The organism is Bacillus sp. NMTD17, from assembly GCF_002998735.1.
In the GTDB taxonomy this organism is placed as follows: domain Bacteria; phylum Bacillota; class Bacilli; order Bacillales; family Bacillaceae; genus Bacillus.
In genome coordinates this window covers 183,491-200,307 of sequence record NZ_PVRH01000003.1, presented here as the reverse complement: position 1 = coordinate 200,307, position 16,817 = coordinate 183,491, and the positions used below count along the sequence as shown (strand labels likewise).

Annotated in this window: 22 protein-coding genes; 4 read left to right on the top strand and 18 right to left on the bottom strand. The window is 40.2% G+C overall.

The genetic code is table 11. The annotated features are described in order from the left end of the window. Nucleotides 1-42: 42 nt before the first annotated feature. From C6347_RS10640 to C6347_RS10590, 11 genes are all read right to left on the bottom strand, one after another. Nucleotides 43-855: a purine-nucleoside phosphorylase gene (locus tag C6347_RS10640; protein WP_034661149.1), complete on the bottom strand. Its 813-nt coding sequence runs from the start codon at nucleotides 853-855 to the stop codon at nucleotides 43-45. Nucleotides 856-866: 11 nt separating this feature from the next. After that, a complete protein-coding gene (gene deoB / locus C6347_RS10635; RefSeq protein WP_066030705.1) occupies nucleotides 867-2,051 on the bottom strand; it encodes a phosphopentomutase in 1,185 nt (394 codons plus the stop codon). A gap of 151 nt (nucleotides 2,052-2,202) precedes the next feature. Continuing rightward, on the bottom strand, nucleotides 2,203-3,093 hold the full coding sequence (xerD, locus tag C6347_RS10630) for a site-specific tyrosine recombinase XerD (protein WP_106071634.1): 891 nt from the start codon (nucleotides 3,091-3,093) through the stop codon (nucleotides 2,203-2,205). Nucleotides 3,094-3,099: 6 nt separating this feature from the next. Further along, nucleotides 3,100-3,327: a YqzK family protein gene (locus C6347_RS10625; protein WP_003215798.1), complete on the bottom strand. Its 228-nt coding sequence runs from the start codon at nucleotides 3,325-3,327 to the stop codon at nucleotides 3,100-3,102. Nucleotides 3,328-3,445: 118 nt separating this feature from the next. Beyond that, nucleotides 3,446-3,898, bottom strand: coding sequence for a ferric iron uptake transcriptional regulator (gene fur / locus C6347_RS10620; protein WP_003215577.1), 453 nt, complete (start codon nucleotides 3,896-3,898; stop codon nucleotides 3,446-3,448). 118 nt (nucleotides 3,899-4,016) lie between these two features. After that, entirely contained in the window at nucleotides 4,017-4,664 is a 648-nt protein-coding gene (spoIIM, locus tag C6347_RS10615; RefSeq protein ID WP_060596772.1) for a stage II sporulation protein M, read from the bottom strand. 116 nt (nucleotides 4,665-4,780) lie between these two features. Next, nucleotides 4,781-5,911, bottom strand: coding sequence for a S8 family peptidase (locus C6347_RS10610; protein WP_081311399.1), 1,131 nt, complete (start codon nucleotides 5,909-5,911; stop codon nucleotides 4,781-4,783). A gap of 109 nt (nucleotides 5,912-6,020) precedes the next feature. Beyond that, entirely contained in the window at nucleotides 6,021-6,242 is a 222-nt protein-coding gene (locus C6347_RS10605) for a hypothetical protein (protein ID WP_034661160.1), read from the bottom strand. 68 nt (nucleotides 6,243-6,310) lie between these two features. Beyond that, on the bottom strand, nucleotides 6,311-6,763 hold the full coding sequence (locus C6347_RS10600) for a GNAT family N-acetyltransferase (protein ID WP_034661163.1): 453 nt from the start codon (nucleotides 6,761-6,763) through the stop codon (nucleotides 6,311-6,313). Then, a complete protein-coding gene (locus C6347_RS10595) occupies nucleotides 6,750-7,931 on the bottom strand; it encodes a TIGR00375 family protein (RefSeq protein ID WP_106071633.1) in 1,182 nt (393 codons plus the stop codon). The genes C6347_RS10600 and C6347_RS10595 overlap by 14 nt, the downstream gene beginning before the upstream one ends. Further along, nucleotides 7,928-8,485 carry an NUDIX hydrolase gene (locus C6347_RS10590; protein ID WP_060596775.1) on the bottom strand — a complete coding sequence of 186 codons (558 nt, stop codon included), beginning with the start codon at nucleotides 8,483-8,485 and terminating at the stop codon, nucleotides 7,928-7,930. Before C6347_RS10590 ends, C6347_RS10595 begins: the two co-directional genes overlap by 4 nt. Nucleotides 8,486-8,652: 167 nt before the next feature. Between C6347_RS10590 and C6347_RS10585 the strand changes: the two genes are divergently transcribed. Beyond that, on the top strand, nucleotides 8,653-9,576 hold the full coding sequence (locus tag C6347_RS10585) for an aldo/keto reductase (protein ID WP_060596776.1): 924 nt from the start codon (nucleotides 8,653-8,655) through the stop codon (nucleotides 9,574-9,576). Nucleotides 9,577-9,661: 85 nt separating this feature from the next. Here C6347_RS10585 and C6347_RS10580 read toward each other — a convergent pair whose 3' ends face one another. Next, entirely contained in the window at nucleotides 9,662-9,946 is a 285-nt protein-coding gene (locus tag C6347_RS10580) for an LCI fold-containing protein (protein ID WP_066030702.1), read from the bottom strand. 322 nt (nucleotides 9,947-10,268) lie between these two features. After that, the gene (locus tag C6347_RS10575) at nucleotides 10,269-10,493 is read right to left on the bottom strand and encodes a YqkE family protein (protein ID WP_060596778.1); all 225 of its coding nucleotides are present in this window, start codon (nucleotides 10,491-10,493) and stop codon (nucleotides 10,269-10,271) included. Between the two features lie 124 nt (nucleotides 10,494-10,617). Between C6347_RS10575 and C6347_RS10570 the strand changes: the two genes are divergently transcribed. Next, nucleotides 10,618-11,544 carry an alpha/beta hydrolase gene (locus C6347_RS10570; RefSeq protein ID WP_106036838.1) on the top strand — a complete coding sequence of 309 codons (927 nt, stop codon included), beginning with the start codon at nucleotides 10,618-10,620 and terminating at the stop codon, nucleotides 11,542-11,544. A 26-nt stretch (nucleotides 11,545-11,570) separates the two neighbouring features. On the opposite strand, the gene C6347_RS10565 is transcribed toward C6347_RS10570, so the two are convergent. The 3 genes from C6347_RS10565 to C6347_RS10555 all read right to left on the bottom strand — a co-directional run bounded on the left by C6347_RS10565 (nucleotide 11,571) and on the right by C6347_RS10555 (nucleotide 13,687). Next, entirely contained in the window at nucleotides 11,571-12,833 is a 1,263-nt protein-coding gene (locus C6347_RS10565; protein ID WP_034661176.1) for a response regulator aspartate phosphatase, read from the bottom strand. 275 nt (nucleotides 12,834-13,108) lie between these two features. Next, a complete protein-coding gene (locus tag C6347_RS10560; protein WP_003215790.1) occupies nucleotides 13,109-13,348 on the bottom strand; it encodes a YqkC family protein in 240 nt (79 codons plus the stop codon). Nucleotides 13,349-13,360: 12 nt separating this feature from the next. Then, entirely contained in the window at nucleotides 13,361-13,687 is a 327-nt protein-coding gene (locus C6347_RS10555) for an iron-sulfur cluster biosynthesis family protein (RefSeq protein WP_060596780.1), read from the bottom strand. Between the two features lie 257 nt (nucleotides 13,688-13,944). Here C6347_RS10555 and exlX point away from each other — a divergent pair, with 257 nt between their 5' ends. Then, nucleotides 13,945-14,607 (top strand): expansin ExlX, encoded by a 663-nt coding sequence (gene exlX, locus C6347_RS10550; protein ID WP_223251448.1) that lies wholly within the window; start codon nucleotides 13,945-13,947, stop codon nucleotides 14,605-14,607. A gap of 17 nt (nucleotides 14,608-14,624) precedes the next feature. On the opposite strand, the gene C6347_RS10545 is transcribed toward exlX, so the two are convergent. Then, complete coding sequence (locus C6347_RS10545; protein WP_106071632.1) at nucleotides 14,625-15,599, bottom strand: GNAT family N-acetyltransferase; 975 nt, start codon at nucleotides 15,597-15,599, stop codon at nucleotides 14,625-14,627. Further along, entirely contained in the window at nucleotides 15,596-16,075 is a 480-nt protein-coding gene (locus C6347_RS10540; RefSeq protein WP_034661184.1) for a GNAT family N-acetyltransferase, read from the bottom strand. The genes C6347_RS10545 and C6347_RS10540 overlap by 4 nt, the downstream gene beginning before the upstream one ends. A 278-nt stretch (nucleotides 16,076-16,353) precedes the next feature. Between C6347_RS10540 and C6347_RS10535 the strand changes: the two genes are divergently transcribed. Next, on the top strand, nucleotides 16,354-16,803 hold the full coding sequence (locus C6347_RS10535) for a YfmQ family protein (RefSeq protein ID WP_060596783.1): 450 nt from the start codon (nucleotides 16,354-16,356) through the stop codon (nucleotides 16,801-16,803). Nucleotides 16,804-16,817: the final 14 nt, after the last annotated feature.

Genomic DNA, 16,817 nt, shown 5'->3' with positions numbered 1-16,817 from the left:
AAAAACCTTCTGTCGATAAAACAGAAGGCTTCTTGAAACATGCTATGAGAGTTGTTTGACTACATCTTTTACTAAATCAAGGAAACTCGCTTTCACTTTTTCCGTTACTTCAATGACTTCATCATGAGACAGCGGCTGATCTAAAATACCTGATGCCGCATTAGAAATGCATGAAATACCAAGCACTTTGATTCCTGCATGACGCGCAACAATCACCTCTGGAACAGTTGACATGCCTACAGCATCTGCTCCAAGTGTTCTGAGGAAACGAACTTCAGCCGGTGTTTCATATGAAGGACCTGTCATCCCTGCATAAACACCATGCTGTACAGATATACCTAAGCGCTGAGCTGTTTCTTCTGCAAGTGCCAGCAAATCTTTATCGTATGGGGCAGACATATCAGGGAAACGAACACCTTGACTGTCATTTGGTCCAATTAATGGATTGGTCCCCATCATATTGATATGATCTGTAATCAGCATGAGATCGCCTGGATGGAAGGATGTATTCACACCGCCGGCTGCATTTGTCACAATGCATGTCTCAATGCCAATTTCTTTCATCACACGGACTGGAAACGTCACTTGCTTCATATCATATCCTTCATAGAAGTGAAAACGTCCTTGCATAGCACATACGACAGTGCCTTTCAGCGTCCCGATGACGAGCTGTCCTGCATGACCCTCTACTGTTGAAACAGGGAATCCAGGAATATCTTCATATTTCAATTTGATTGGATTTTCAATCTCATCTGCTAAAATGCCAAGCCCTGAACCTAAGATCAATCCAACTGTTGGTACGTTTGTCGATGCTTGTTTAATGTATGCCGCCGCTTCTGAAAACTGTGCTCCCACGAGATTTCCCCCTATTTGAGTTTAGATAAAAAGCTTGTGCCGTATTTTGGCATGGCTGACTTGAAATTGTCTGCAACTGTTGCTCCAAGATCAGCAAAGGTTTTTGCTGTTGGCAGTTCATTTGCTCCCTGATGCTTTTTGCTGTAAGCAATGAGCGGAACGTATTCTCTTGTATGATCTGTTCCGTGATGAACAGGGTCATTTCCATGATCTGCTGTGATCACAAGGAGATCATCCTCTTTCAACAGGTCAAACACTTCAGGAAGTCGTGCGTCAAATTCCTCTAATGCTTTTCCGTAGCCCTCTGGATCTCTTCTATGTCCGTAAAGAGCGTCAAAATCAACAAGGTTTAAAAAGCTGAGTCCTGTAAAGTCTGTTTTAAGTGTATCGACCAGCTTGTCCATTCCATCCATGTTCGATTTTGTTCTAAGAGAAGATGTGATTCCTTCACCATCATAAATATCAGAGATTTTTCCGATTGCAATCACATCGAGCCCATCATCTTTCAGCTCATTCATAACTGTACGGTCAAATGGTTTTAAAGCATAGTCATGGCGGTTTGGTGTTCTGACAAATGCGCCAGGCTCCCCGACAAACGGACGAGCGATAATACGTCCAACCATATACTTTTCATCTAATGTGAGTTCACGTGCAATTTCACAAATACGGTAAAGTTCATCTAATGGCACCACTTCTTCGTGCGCAGCAATTTGCAGCACAGAATCCGCAGATGTATAGACGATTAGATCGCCTGTTTTCATGTGCTCTTCGCCAAGCTCGTCTAAAATTTCAGTACCAGACGCAGGTTTATTTCCAATAATGCCTCTGCCTGTTTTTTCTTTTAGTTCATTTAATAGTTCATCTGGGAATCCGTCTGGGAAGACTTTGAACGGTGTGTCTATGTAAAGACCCATGATTTCCCAGTGTCCTGTCATTGTGTCTTTACCATTTGATGCTTCTTGCATTTTTCCATAATACGCAAGCGGTTTTTCATCCGCTGGAATTCCTTTGATTTCTTTAATATGGCTCAGCCCAAGCTTCGCCATATTCGGCATATGAAGCCCGTTCATTTTTTCAGCAATATGTCCTAGTGTATCTGCACCTACATCATTAAATTCAGAAGCATCGGGTGCTTCCCCAATTCCTACTGAATCCATTACGACGAGGAAAATGCGTTTATACTGATAATCAGGCATTAAAAAGCGCCTCCTTCAATATTCTTGTCTTTTGACCTTTCAAAAAGAGAGGTCTGACATCTCAAGTATAAACCGTTTACAAGCCGGTTGACAACCATAAACGGTGCAAACATGAAAAAGCATGACACACGTTCACTGTGTCATGCTTTACTTATGCCCTTGGATGGAATTTGTGATACACATCTTTCAGTCTTGTTTTCGTCACATGTGTATAAATTTGTGTTGTTGAGATATCGGCATGTCCGAGCATCTCCTGCACGGCTCTTAGGTCTGCACCGTTTTCAAGCAGATGTGTTGCAAATGAATGCCTGAGTGTATGGGGTGTGAGTTCCTTTTGAATCCTTGCTTCGATGGTTCTTTTTTTCAAATTCTTCCAGAAACCTTGCCGCGACATTTTTTTTCCGTGATGATTGAGAAATAAGGCATCTGCCGGCTGTTTTTTTAACAGCTTGCTTCTTCCCTTTTCGATATATTCTTCAATCGCACTTGCAGCAGCTTCACCAATTGGCACAATCCGCTCTTTTCTTCCTTTTCCAAAACAACGGATAAAGCCCATTGTGAGGTGAACATCAGCAAGAGTCAGATCTAGCATTTCACTGACGCGAATGCCTGTTGCATATAAGAGCTCGAGCATCGCTTTGTCACGGTAGTCAAACGGAGTGTGCTGATTTGGTGTATCAAGCAGCTTTTCGACTTCCCCTAGTGATAGAACTTTCGGTAGTTTCCGCTCTGTTTTTTGCGTTTCAATGTTCCACGACGGATCATCTGTTGTCACTTTTTCCCGGAGCAGAAATTGATGGAAGGAACGGATCGAGGATAGATGCCGCACTGACGTTTTGCTCGATTTCCCTTCCTCCTTTAGCTGCTTTAAATAATGAATGATATGCAGGCGCGTGACATCTTTGATATCCGTCAGCTGCTCATGTGTCATTAAAAAAGAAAGGTAGTTCTGTAAATCTCGTTTATAAGAAACAATGGTATTTTCAGAGAGTCCTCTCTCTACTGTCATAAAATGAATAAAGTCGGATAATTGATCGTTCAATGATTTCTACTCCCCGTTTTGATAAAAATAAATCAATCGGTCTTGCCAGTTGTCTTGATTCGGCTGATCCATTTCCATCACTTTAATTGCTGCACCCTCTGGTTTATCATAACGATGGTAGCTTTCATATTCTGAATTTATCCATATCATAGCATAATAGAACAAGACGGTAAAACCAGTGAACAAGATGAATACTTTCATCACTTCACCTGTTGTTTTGAGCCATTTTCGCATGATTTTCATGTCCTTTCTCAAGCTTCTCATTACTTCAGCATATGCCAGGTGGGACAAGGAATATACAGCGAAAATGCAAAAAACCTCTTCATCTTAAATGAAAAGGTTCCAATTCGGATTATTTGCCGGATTCATCATCATGACACCGGTGGCAAATACCATGGAATGTCAATCTATGATCCTTAATTTTAAATTTCCAGTCACGTTCAATAATCTCTTCAACGTCTTCTAATAAATCATCTTCTATCTCATCGACTGTCCCGCATTCCATGCAGACAAGATGATGATGGAAGTGAGCGGCTCCTTCTTTGCGAAGATCATATCGCGAAACGCCGTCTCCAAAGTTAATTTTATCAACAACTTTCAGTTCAGTTAGCAATTCTAACGTTCGATAAACAGTAGCAAGACCAATTTCAGGAGACTTCTCTTTTACGAGGAGGTATACATCTTCTGCACTTAAATGGTCTTCTTCATTCTCAAGCAGTACTCTTACTGTTGCTTCACGCTGTGGCGTGAGCTTATAGCTGGAAGAATGAAGCTGTTTCTTAATTCGATCAATCCGATTTTCCATTGACTTTCCCTCCTACGCCACATTACTTGATCATTATATCAAATGATGTGCTGAGAGCCAACTATAATCATTTTAAATTGATAAATAAATTGATTATTATTTAATAACGATTATAAAATTATGAAAAAAGAACACCTGCCAGCTTTTTCATGAGCATGAAAGATACGTAAGATTCAAAAAAGGACGAAAGTGCAGCAAGCGTTAAAATCATCAGCAAAACAGATGCATACCGGGCGAACCACTGAACAGGTGCTTGACTGATGGTTTTTTTCATGAACAGCTGCCCAATGAGACGGATGGAAAACGCAATCGCACATGTACCAATCACTAAATAGGCTGGAATAAGCAATATGTTTTGCGGAAGAACCGATACGAACGAAAGGAAAAAACCACTCAGCCCCATTTGATTTACTAGAAAACCAACTGTAAACCCAACGACAATTCCTTTTAAAAAGATCATGAGAAAGATGAGCGGCAGGCCAATGATAGATATTCCTAGTATCCACATAAGACCTAAATATTTCATATGATGCAAAAAGCTTTGCAAAAACATTTCTTTTGATTCTGCTGCTTTCTCATTCGTCAGCTGACCAAAAAATTGATTTAAATAATAGAATAAATCCTCTTTCTGACTAATTGTCATACTATTGACGATGATGGCCCCAAAGATCACGCCCATTAAAAAGAGTACAGAGACAAACAAATAAATCGATAGATGGTCTTTTACGTGCTGAAGAAGATGTTCCTTCCAAGACTTTTTCCGCATGCGTCTTCCTCCCAAATAGTAAAGGTTACTAGATTCTATGAGAGAGATTACGAAACATGACAGTTTTATTGAAAGAAAAAAGAGAAAGCAGCCTAAACACTGCTCTCTCTTATCATTTATCGGGCGGCTTTTTGTACGTTCACAAGCCCGGCACCATAATAAAAAGGATCTCCAAGCTTTGCAGCCGTTTTTGAAAGTCTCTCGCGCACTTCATCGTTTGTCAAATTCGGATGTTTTGATAGAATGACAGCCGCAGCGCCCGCTACATGCGGTGATGCCATGGATGTTCCACTCTTATAGCCATATTCATTATGAGGAATGGTGCTGAGCGTTGAAACGCCCGGTGCTGAGACTTCCACTTCTTCGCCGACAGATGAATCAAAGGCTCTTTGTTTTCTTTCGTCAACAGAGGCAACCGCCATCACTGAGGCGTACTTAGCTGGATAGTCAACCGTGTTGAGAGAGCCATAACTTCCTGCATTCCCAGCAGAAGCCACAATGAGAATCCCTTTGTCGTATGCTCGATCTACCGCTTCTTTCAGCGCTTCAGATTCACTTGCTCCTCCCATACTAATATTGATGACATCCATGTCATTCTCAATGGCCCATTCAATTCCTTTAATGATCCAGCTATAGTAGCCGTCACCATTTTCATCTGCCACCTTGACCGCATAGATAGAAGCCTTTGGCGCAACACCAACGACACCTACCTTATTATCTAACGCTGCAATTGTGCCTGCCACATGCGTTCCGTGTTCATGCGGGTCAACAAGCGGATCTGACTTTGTTGGAACAAAGCTGACTCCGCCGGTGACATGTAAATCTTCATGTTTGCCATCGATGCCGCTGTCAAGAACGGCTACTTTGACATTCTGTCCGGCGTATCCCCGTTTATGTACCTTTTGTGCTTTGATGCTTTTGATGCCATATGGGATCGTTTGACCGCTTGTTTTTGCCTTTTGGTCTTCCTCAATGAAGGTCACTTCTTTTGCCTGATTCAGTTTCTCTTTCGATGCCTCATTCAAGGAAACTTTCATCATATCTATTTGCTCTATGGATTCTTTTACATGCCCACCAGCTTCTTCGACAAGCTGTTTTTGTGTATGATCTTGAACGGAAGAAGAAAAGCCGATCATGTACTCTTTTTTTGCTTGCTCCTTTGCAGAAATATGTGAGGCGCCGAACGTGACCGATGCCAGCATCATACTTGCCATACAAAGCCTTGCTCCAATTGACTTGACGTTCACAATACTCACTCTCCCTTTCATCTTTTTGTCATTTAACTACATTTTCAGACAAAAAGAAACGACCGTTTGTCCTATTTTTTAAAATTTTTCCATTTATTTGAACTAGTTGTCACAAAAAAGCAAAATAAAAATGCTTATGATCCTCTTGATAGTGATCATAAGCATTCCTTCTTTTATGTTTTTTCATCATGTGCTGCAAGGCTTCTTGTTTTGTTTTTGTCTTTCTTTCATGTGTGCTAAAATGCGGCATGTTTCCTCTCGACAGTTCCGGGTTTCGGCTGTGCTGCCTTTGAATATGTTCTCGTTTTTTCTTTGCATTGCTTTTTCCCATTTGGCAAAACCCCTATCGTTGACGTTATGATACACGATGTGACATAAAAAAGATAGACGTATACACGCCTATCTTTCTGTTTTCACCATATCAAGATGAGGAATCCCATCTTCATCATAACAATCTGAAACGGCCTTAAAACCAAATGATTCGTAAAACGACTTCAGGTAGGCCTGCGCCTGAATTTTGACACTTGTTTCACCTAATTCACTCAGCTTTTCCAAAGCCTTGCTGAGCAGCATTTTTCCATAGCCTTTTTTTCGGCCTGCCTGCGTCACAAGAACGCGGCCAATGGACGCCTCTTCGTACATGATTCCGCTTTGAAAAATTCGGCAATAAGCCACAATCGTGCCGTCCTCTTTTGCAGACAGATGAAGCGCTTCTTGGTCCCGGTGATCAATTTCAGGGTAAGGGCATGTTTGTTCAACAACAAACACATTGACTCTTTCCATTAAAATCAGGTAAAGATCCTCTTTTGTTAATTGGTCAAACGTTTGACATGTCCAGTTAACTTGATTCATGATTGATATCCACCTTACCGTACACTCCGCCCCCGCCAGCGATCAGTTCGACTTCACCTTTTCTTGCTTTGATGATGTAATTGGCTGTTTTTTCTGGCAGGACAGCTTTTAGTTCTTGTTCTGTTGCTCGATGAAGGATATTCATCTCTGTGTGAAACACGGCTTTTAGCTTCTCCAGCGTTTTGACTCCGACACCCGGAATAAATTGAAGCGGGAGCTGATGAACATAAGGAGGTCTTGTTCCTTTGTCACTTTCTTGGTCAGCAAGCTCCTTTAAACGCTCACTCACCCCTTTTGTCATCCGGGTATGTCCGCATGTGTGGCACTTTTCTTGATCTAGCGCGCGAGGTCTTACTCCGCACTTCTCGCAGGTTGTATGATAGTACTTCCCAAGCCGCGGAGCGAGTCCATAATTTCCTGTAATGGCTCTGCCCTCTTTCCCTTCAAGGGCTAGTTTGAATTCGGCAAAAGAGGCATGATCCATTCGGATTTTTGTATATTCTCGCGCAATTTTCCCTAAAGAATGAGCGTCTGAATTCGTTAAAAAGGGATAACGGTTCAGCTCACTTATTTGGGACGCCATTGACGTATCGCAGCTAAGACCTAGTTCAACAGCATCAATGAGGTCTGGGTCGAATACTTCCGTTAAAGACGTGTTGACTCCTTTGCCAAATAAGCTTTTATGCGGCGTGAAAATATGAGCAGGAATAAACAAGCCTCCTAGCTCCTTGACCTTGCGCTGAAGTGTTTTCCCATCAACATAGAGGCGCTGTGAACTCAAATGCACATTTTTCATATGAAGCGCGAGCCATGCGGAGAACTCAGACATTTTGTGAAGTGTGGGCATAAATGCAAGCACGTGAATTGGACCTTTTGAATGGTTATCGTTAATTTCTAATTCACTGCCTAAAAGCAGCACGGTCTGTCCAAATGATAGACCGCCATCATTTAGTTCAGTGTACTTGCCTTCCTCTACACCCTCTATTAATTCTTCTAGGACTTCTGGAGATTGTGCATCAATCACACCAATCATCCCCATCCCTTTACTTTGCGTTGCTTCAATGAGAATTTGGTCAATTGTCAGTGACCTTGCACCTGTAATTTTAACAGCTCTGCCTGTTCTGGTTCTGCCAATATGAATATGGATGTCTGCAAAAAACTCCCTCATTTTGTTGACTTAAGTACCTCTTGCAATTGTAAGTACTGAATGGCATAGGCTGTTTTTGCATCATAAATGTGCTGCTTTTCAATGAGGTGCAAGGCTTCTTCTAATGAAACTTCCATCACTTCAACAAATTCATCTTCATCCAGCTCTCTTTTTTCTTCAAGCGGAACCAGCTGATCTGCAAGATAAATGTGGACGATTTCATCTGCGAAACCAGGTGATGTATAAAAGGCCGTCAGCTTTTGGAGCTGCTGAGTGGTGTACCCTGTTTCTTCTTCTAATTCTCGCAGTGCTGTATGTGCCGGCTCTTCTCCTGGCTCTAATTTTCCAGCCGGAATTTCAACGATGGCTCTCTCTAGTGCTTTACGGTATTGCTTGACCAAGATGATTTTATTTTCGTCTGTACGAGCAATGACGGCTACTGCACCAGGATGTTTGATGATTTCGCGTTTGCCTTGTTTTCCGTTTGGCAATTCTACATCTTCAAGAACCAAATCAATGATTTTTCCATTATATAATTCTTTAGTCGATAATGTTTTTTCTTCAAAGTCCTTCAATTTTGTCAGCTCCTCGTTCTACTTTCACTTTTTACTTCATTCATTTTAACATAGATGATTTAGGAGAAGCGAAATGCGAACGCTTGCTTCAATGCGCCACTTGAAATCACCTAGCTTGAATTCCAGATTTTTTTCACTTAATGTGAAGGGATAGGAGTGTGATGGAATTGAAAAAAAGACGAATTGGTACCTCGGATCTTTTGGTGAGTGAGGCAGCACTAGGATGTATGTCCCTTGGAACGGAAAAAGGAAAAGCGCTCTCTTTATTAGATGAGGCTATAGACCTTGGAATTAATTATTTGGATACAGCCGATTTATATGATTTTGGGACAAATGAAGAAATTGTCGGGGAGGCTATTAAAAACAGGCGGCAAGATTTGATTTTGGCCACAAAAGGCGGCAACCGCTTTGAAAAAGGCAAATCTGGCTGGGACTGGGACCCTTCAAAGGCGTACATAAAAAAGGCCGTGAAACAAAGCCTCAAGCGGCTGCAAACAGATTATATTGATTTATACCAACTGCACGGAGGCACGATAGATGATCCTATCGATGAGACGATTGAGGCTTTTGAAGAATTAGTGGAAGAAGGCGTTATTCGCTATTATGGCATCTCTTCTATCCGTCCTAACGTCATTAAAGAATACGCCAAAAAATCGAACATCGTCAGTGTGATGATGCAATATAGTTTACTCGACCGCCGTCCAGAGGAATGGTTCTCTCTTCTTGAAGAACAAGGCATTAGTGTCGTCGCAAGAGGACCTTTAGCAAAAGGGCTTTTAACTGAAAAACCACTTTCGCAAGCAAGTGCAGCGATTCAAAAAAACGGCTATCTTCAATATTCATTTGACGATCTCCAGCAGGTCATTCCTTCTTTAAAGAAAGTCGCTTATGACCTATCACTCACAGAGCTGTCCATTCAATATTTGCTTAAGCATTCTGCGGTCAGTTCCGTTGTATTTGGCGCAAGCTCGGTGGAACAGTTAAAAGAAAATGTTGCAGCGGCAAATGCACGTTCTTTAAGTGACCAAGAAGTAAAAGCATTGACTTACTATACAAAACCATCTGTGTATGAGGCGCACCGGTTTAAATAAGATAAAAAGAGATCGCTTTATGTGATCTCTTTTTATCGTGTTTTTCTCTATTAAAAATGAGAAGGGGCTAAAAGCCCCTGTACTCTTATCTATTTGCACTTTCATAATACGCATAATTTCCGGCTTTGCCTTTAAGGTGAAATGTAGTACCAAAACGTTGAAAATTATTTGCAAATACGCCATTATCTGAATGCATACATAATCGATTACCTCCACCTTTAAAAGGAGTTACAGAACAATCAACAATTGTAGTCACCGACGTACGAAAATCCGCTTCCGTTGAATCATTTGTAGCAAGAGCTTGTCCAGAAACAGGTAAAAGCAATCCTAAAGATAAAGCAACTCCAGTCATTGTTCTTCTCAATTTCATGTGAATCATCTCCATTTCCAAATTTTTCAATGCATCTTCATTATAAGAAGAATGCTCCTTTATTTAAAGGGTCTTAATTACTATATTTGTAATAAAAAGGGATTTTAATAAATCAATACTCCCGTTTCTTCTATTTTGATCACGTATAAAATAGGTGATGGGATTTAGTTTTAAATCATATTGTCACGAAGCTGAAATGAAGTGAAATTCGAAGGAGTCAGAAGAGTCTGCTCTCAAAGCACCTATGTTTTGAACAAGTTCATTTCGTGTTGATCAATCTCAATGATGACATGAAAAAAAGGAGCATCAGAGCTCCCTTTTTTTAGCTTTTATATTTTCTCCAGTCCAAATGACTTTCATCTAGCAGCTCGGAGAAGCTTTTATTTTTTTCTTTTTCTTTCTGCTGCCGAAGGAGGTCTTGTCGTTTTTGTTCTTCTCTTTTTTCTGTCTGGGCGGCAAGGTTCTGCTTCATTTGAAGGAGCTGCTGTTTGAGATCCTCGTTTATGCCGTCCTTTAATTTCGCTTGATCTTGATTGGTCTTTTTCATTGTGCCTCTCTCCTTTTGCCCTAAGTGTATCATCCGTTTTATTTGCTGAGCAAGAGTCACGCCAATCTCCCAACATGTGGTATGATCGTCATAGGAAAAACTTCGGAAAGGAAGAATCAGCTGGATGAAGAAATGGATCGCTATACTTGCCTTGATATTATGTCCGCTCGCTGCAATCGGCATTTTTTTCACCAATAAAATGATGTATATTCGAAAATTAACGGATGAAGAGCTCATCAAAAGAGAATCAGATGAAGGACACTATCATCACGAAGAGTTTCAACAGCTTAAAAAAGAGAAAGTGTGTATTCCTTCAGCATTTGGTTATGATCTTCATGGCTATTTTGTGCCGCATCCACATACAACACGCACCATTGTACTTTGTCATGGCGTCACAGTCAGTTTGATTAATTCCGTTAAGTATATGAAATTATTCCAAAAGCTCGGATGGAATGTGATGCTTTATGATCATAGAAGACATGGAATGAGCGGCGGGAAAACCACGAGTTATGGATACTATGAAAAAGAAGATTTAGCGCAGGTCGTGAAGTGGCTCAGACAAAGACTCGGGGAAAATGCCATTATCGGCATACATGGAGAATCAATGGGTGCAGTCACGACTTTGTTATATGCTGCAAAGCCGGAAGCAAGCGCCAATTTTTACATAGCTGACTGTCCTTTTGCTTCTTTTGAGGATCAGCTTCTTTATCGATTAAAAACAGATTTTCGTCTTTCAGGGCAATGGATTCTTCCACTAAGTGATCGAGTGTTAAAATGGCGGGATGGATACAGCATTCGGCAAGTTTCACCGCTGGATGTGATCGATCAGGTGAAAGAACCTGTGCTTTTTATCCATAGTCTTCATGATGACTATATTCCATGCGAGCAGAGTCAGCAGCTATATGCTCGAAAAAAAGGTGATAAACAGCTATTTATAGCGCCGCACGGGGCACATGCGATGTCTTTTAGCGAAAATAAGGCAGCTTATGAACAAGAAGTTCAAGGATTTCTTCAACAATTTGAATCGAATGAAGATAAAAGAGGAGAATGAACAGCGGTTCGTCTCCTCTTTTTGAGCTAACTTATGCGATAGTCACCACTGTTGTATGATGTCTGCCCGCCAGCTCCATATGACTCTCTTCCGATTGCTGCTGACTCATGACCGATAATCCTGCAGTTGCTGCCAATAAAAGAACTATCAAACTCGTTTTCATATAAATGACCCCCATTTTGAATTTTTGATATGGCTTGAATCTTCCTTTCGTAAAACCGTGTAGATGCTTCATACAGTCCAAGCTCATTGTAATAATGAGCCGCATCAAGTGCCAATTCCTCAATATCTGGGTATAAGCGCTTGTCCTCGAGCAGGTCTAATGTATCGTCTATGATCGTTATTTCTGCATCAACGTATAATGCTTTTAAGAACTGAAATTTGCAGATGTAAATTTCATCTTCTAATTCACAGGCTTTCATAATACCTTGTTGATAGAGGGTTAACGACTCTTCTATTTGTTTTTGTTTAAACAGGATTTGGGTCAGCATAAATAGTGGGTCTAGAGAGCGATTAAGATGGGTTAAATTCTCCTTTTCAAACACTTCAAGAGAGTCTTTCAGATAACGGCTTGCTTCCGCAAGATCGTTCATTTGGTAATAACAGTTACCTAAGTTGAAAAGGGCCGAACCTATGACTCGAGGGTTTCCAATTGAGCGTGCTCGATTTAGAGCATTTTTAAAGTAGGGTAATGCATGTTCATAGCATTTCAAATCATCATAGTTTGCACCGATGACAAATTCACAGTGGATGATTCTCAGCGTGTACGTTCTGTAGGCAGAGTACGTATCTAACGCTTGCAAGGCATAGTGCATCGAAAAGTGGGTTTGTTTCATGTGGTAGTATATTTCAGCTAATTTAAAGTAAAATTCTGCTCTTTCTATATCATCTGATATAAGATTGAGCTTTTTTTCTGCTGAACGGTAATAAGCAATGGCACTTAAATAGTTTTGCTGTTCAAACTCAAACATTCCTGTGAAAAAATGAACATAGTATTCAAGCATGTCCGTTAATTTCGTTTGCGAATGTTCGATCGTTTCTAGCAGGTTCTTAATTTCTTCATCGTTTGAGGCTTTCTTTGCCGGTTCAAAATATTCAAGCATCACCTTATGGCGAAAATCCATCAGCTGGTAAAACAGCAACAAGTTTTGATCCTGTTCCATCTCCAGAATTTCCTGCTCGATCTCGGCCTTCAGCTTCTCTGCTTTCATGACATGAAATCCGCAAATCTGCCTATACCATTCGTTTATTTTGATTCCAACCTGAGGCGATGACAGCTTGAGCTTCAATTCACTTTAGCACCTCCCTTCTCATATACGATACATGTTGTATTCTATCACATTCCCTCGAATGGAAGAAATATGAAATGTCATTTTTCGCAAAGTTTTCGGTATCCCGCAATAAACGCTTTCATTGCCTATTTTTCGGCATTTATAAATTGTCGAATTGGTTGTTATAAAACGGTTTTTTTGCGTTTTAAAAGATCATTTTTCAGATTAGACATCCCTGCTGTTTGATGAGATGATGAAGGCACGAAAAAAACCCTTTTGTCAAAAAAGGGCTTTTATAATACATCTGTTACCTGTTCCATATTCTCTTTGATCCAATTGACAGCTAATTCGAGCGTTGGAAATTCTTCCGTTTCAAATGTGACTTCATCTTGAAGAAGCCAAACGTCCTTTTTCACCGAATCCATTCCACCTATTGACCAGTGCAAAAGGGTATAGGGATGATTGTTATTTAAAAACGACACCCATGTTTTATTTTGTGCCGTGTTTTGTATCACTCTAAGCTTCTGATCCACTACGTTTCCACCTTACTTTACAAGTATGCCCATTCTTGGACTGAGTATTTGCTGAGGACTTTTCAGCATCAATGTATTGGCTTTTTCATTAAAATCGATGGTCATTTCCTCATCAAAAAATACCTTCTGTGCAATGTGTATATATAGTTTTAAATGTTGGCTATTATTCAGTTGTTCCCATTCACCTGTTCTTTCACTTGTTAACCAAAGCATTGGTACGCCACTCACTGCACAGCCACAACCTTCTGAATCGTAGCGAAGCAGTAATTCCTTAGTTTCGTTTCCTATTTGCTGTTTTTCTATATATGTTTTAGCCAGTTTTGTGATGTGAATATACATGGCGAACATCCTTTTTAAATTGATGCTTACATTGTAACACATAAAACACCATAAAACATGACACACGACTAAATCCGAAAGTCATATTCTTTGAAATACACGCTCTTCTCACTAGGATTATATCTATCTATTGGCTCTTTTCGCTTCTTGTTTTTTAGAATTATACTTATGACGCTACCAATTTTAAAAGAATAAACAGGAGGTTTTAGATCGTGAAAAAAAGATTATCTCTCTGCTTCATCGGGGCACTGATATTTATGTTGAGTTTTGCTGTGCCAAACATGAAAGCGGCATCTGTCCTTGATGAAGTACGAGAAAGCTATGCGACTTATACGGGATCTGGTTACTCAGGGGGCGCCGCATTATTAGATCCTATTCCATCTGACATGAAAATTACGGCTTTAAATCCTCATGACTATAACTATAAAGGGGTAAATGCGGCACTTGCAGGTGCTTACCTTGAAGTAAAGGGTCCAAAAGGAAAAACCGTTGTGTATGTAACCGATAAATATCCAGAAGGAGCAAAAGGAGCTCTTGATCTTTCTCCTAATGCCTTTGCCAAAATCGGTAATATGGCAGATGGAAAAATCCCAATTAGTTGGAAAATTGTAAAAGCACCGATTAGCGGAAATGTAGCTTACAGAATAAAAGAAGGCAGCAGTGAGTGGTGGGCTGCGATTCAAGTGCGCAATCATAAATATCCGATTATGAAAATGGAATATTACAAAGATGGACAATGGGTGAACATGGAAAAGACAGACTACAACCATTTCCTTGGATTTAATATGGGGTCTAAATCTCTTCCTGTTCGAATCACAGATATTCGCGGGGCCATAGTAAAGGATAAATTACCCGCTCTTCCATCTACTGCTGCTTCACAGGCCTATATTGTAAAAGGCAATGTTCAGCTTCCTAATTAACGAGGAAAAGAGGTAGCTTATTTAAGAGCTTCCTCTCTTCCTTCTCTATCCCAGTGATATGCCTCATTTTCTATTTCTTTTATGATTTCATTCTTTCCTGCCATATAGCTTTGTATATCTTCCGGATACTGATTTGCTAATTGTTCCTTGACAGACGCATACGCTTCAGCTCGTTCTGGATGTGCCCTTAAGTAATCTCGAAACAATAAATGCCTTTTCACATCAGGGTGATTTCTCTCATAAACATGGACATGATGCGTACGATTCAAGCCACCCTTTTGAAAAAAACGTCTCCCTTTTATGCCATTTTCACCTAGCACTTGATATCCAAGATGTTCAAAGCTCTCTCTTTTTCTATCGATCTCTTTTATATGACTTACTTCTATTAAGATATCAATAATTGGTTTGGCAACAAGCCCTTCAACTGACGTACTACCAATATGATGTCCTTCTATCCAGTTCTTTTGAATGATTTGCTTGAGTTGCTGCTTTTCTTGATGGAATTCTTCATGCCACTCTTTTTTGAATTCGACAACCTCAACCTTTCGCCTTGGTCTCCATTTCATTTTTGATAAGGTGAGCTCTTTTGCAACATGAATCACATCTGTTTCAAGAAATCCCAACTTTTCGTATAGCCTTTTTGCAGGGGTGTTTGTTTGCCCTGTGGTCAGTTCTATAGGGACATTTTTCTCCATAATTGTGGACATAAGTCTTGTTCCAATACCCTGCTTTAGCGCTTTTGGATGTACAGCCAATCGACTAATGATCAAATAATCTTTCTGCTCTTCATAAGAGGCAACACCTAGTAAGATTCCCTTTTGCTCAAAACCAATAAATTGCTCTTTTGCTTTCATTACATTTTGAATGGTCTCTTTTAATGGTGGGAGATCGGCATAGCCAATTTGTTCAGCTTCTTGTTGGTATGCAGCTAGTTGAATATGTAAGATCTGCTTTGCTACATCACTTATTGTTTGATCTAAATTGACAATCATTGCATTGCCTCTAATTTTTTCACAAATAAAACACGATCTTCATTTATTCCATCATAGTCTGAAAACACGGAGATTCCTTCTACAGTTTTGTCCCCTTTTTCAATTTGAAAGCCCAATTTTGCATGATAGGCAATCGATACTTTATTTACAGGTGCTGTTACCGCTTTAATGGTTGTTCTTCCTTCCTGTTTTGCCACATCATAAAAGGCTTGATATAGGATTTTTCCTATCTTTAATTTCCGATGGTCTGGATGTACACCTACAAAATGAATATACGCTTCATCTGAATGAGATTGCGATAAAAAACCGACTAAAAAGCCAATCAGTTCACCTTTTTCAACGACGACAAAACTTGTTTGCTGAAAATGTTCAAAAAATAGCTTCGGCAATTTTGCGCGCAAATCTCTGCCTCCCCACCAGCTTTGGATGACGGATGTGACGGCGTAAAAATCTGACGGCTTCACTTGACGTATCATGATGACCTCGCCCCTTTTCATTTTTGGCTTACCGCTCTCTTTTTTAAAAAAACTGTTTGTTTCAATAGTCTACCTGTTCGATTAATTGTTTGTAAAGATCACGTGTCAGCCTTTTTTCCTTTCAGCTTTGTTGATTCTTCGTTCTTTCGCCGTCATCTCCTTTTAAATCTTCACACTTATTTCAAAAAGTTCACTTTTTGTGCGAAAGTTTCATTCTTTTGGTATGTTAAGATGGTTCATATAGGAAATGTAACAAATGTTTATTGGAGATGATGATATTGGTTTGGATTGTTACTTCACTTGTTGTGTTTAGTCTTTTAAAGCTTCTTGTCACTTCGCTGCCTTCTGGTGTTGTGGAACGCCTTTTTAGTCGTTATGCGGTGCATGCAAAAGTAACAAGTGATCAAACAACGATCATGTTTGAAGATCGTCCGCTCAATGATCAGCAAGTATCTGAAATTATTCGACATTTTAATGATGCGATCTTTATTGAACGCTATTATATTTATCCTGGTGATGAAGAGCGTTTTCTTCATCCGCAGGAAGGGCCTGCGCCGCTTACCATGCAAACAAAGCTTGGCAAACATGATGTGACCCTTTATCTGTATCATTACGATGACCACGTGGATGTGGTGCGGCAGTTTACACATAAGCCTAAGAAAAAACTGACGGCCTATCGTTTGCGTTCTGAGCCGCTCCAAACATCTCACAACTTGGCACATGCTTAAAATAATGTTGCATC

Bases quoted from the DNA above. Each gene is read 5' to 3' on its own strand.
- deoB (WP_066030705.1), bottom strand. From the start codon at position 2,051: ATGCCTGATTATCAGTATAAACGCATTTTCCTCGTCGTAATGGATTCA.
- C6347_RS10625 (WP_003215798.1), bottom strand. From the start codon at position 3,327: ATGCGAAAATGGCTCAAAACAACAGGTGAAGTGATGAAAGTATTCATC.
- fur (WP_003215577.1), bottom strand. From the start codon at position 3,898: ATGGAAAATCGGATTGATCGAATTAAGAAACAGCTTCATTCTTCCAGC.
- spoIIM (WP_060596772.1), bottom strand. From the start codon at position 4,664: ATGCGGAAAAAGTCTTGGAAGGAACATCTTCTTCAGCACGTAAAAGAC.
- C6347_RS10605 (WP_034661160.1), bottom strand. From the start codon at position 6,242: ATGGGAAAAAGCAATGCAAAGAAAAAACGAGAACATATTCAAAGGCAG.
- C6347_RS10600 (WP_034661163.1), bottom strand. From the start codon at position 6,763: ATGAATCAAGTTAACTGGACATGTCAAACGTTTGACCAATTAACAAAA.
- C6347_RS10595 (WP_106071633.1), bottom strand. From the start codon at position 7,931: ATGAGGGAGTTTTTTGCAGACATCCATATTCATATTGGCAGAACCAGA.
- C6347_RS10580 (WP_066030702.1), bottom strand. From the start codon at position 9,946: ATGAAATTGAGAAGAACAATGACTGGAGTTGCTTTATCTTTAGGATTG.
- C6347_RS10575 (WP_060596778.1), bottom strand. From the start codon at position 10,493: ATGAAAAAGACCAATCAAGATCAAGCGAAATTAAAGGACGGCATAAAC.
- C6347_RS10570 (WP_106036838.1), top strand. From the start codon at position 10,618: ATGAAGAAATGGATCGCTATACTTGCCTTGATATTATGTCCGCTCGCT.
- C6347_RS10555 (WP_060596780.1), bottom strand. From the start codon at position 13,687: ATGTATATTCACATCACAAAACTGGCTAAAACATATATAGAAAAACAG.
- exlX (WP_223251448.1), top strand. From the start codon at position 13,945: ATGTTGAGTTTTGCTGTGCCAAACATGAAAGCGGCATCTGTCCTTGAT.
- C6347_RS10545 (WP_106071632.1), bottom strand. From the start codon at position 15,599: ATGATTGTCAATTTAGATCAAACAATAAGTGATGTAGCAAAGCAGATC.
- C6347_RS10540 (WP_034661184.1), bottom strand. From the start codon at position 16,075: ATGATACGTCAAGTGAAGCCGTCAGATTTTTACGCCGTCACATCCGTC.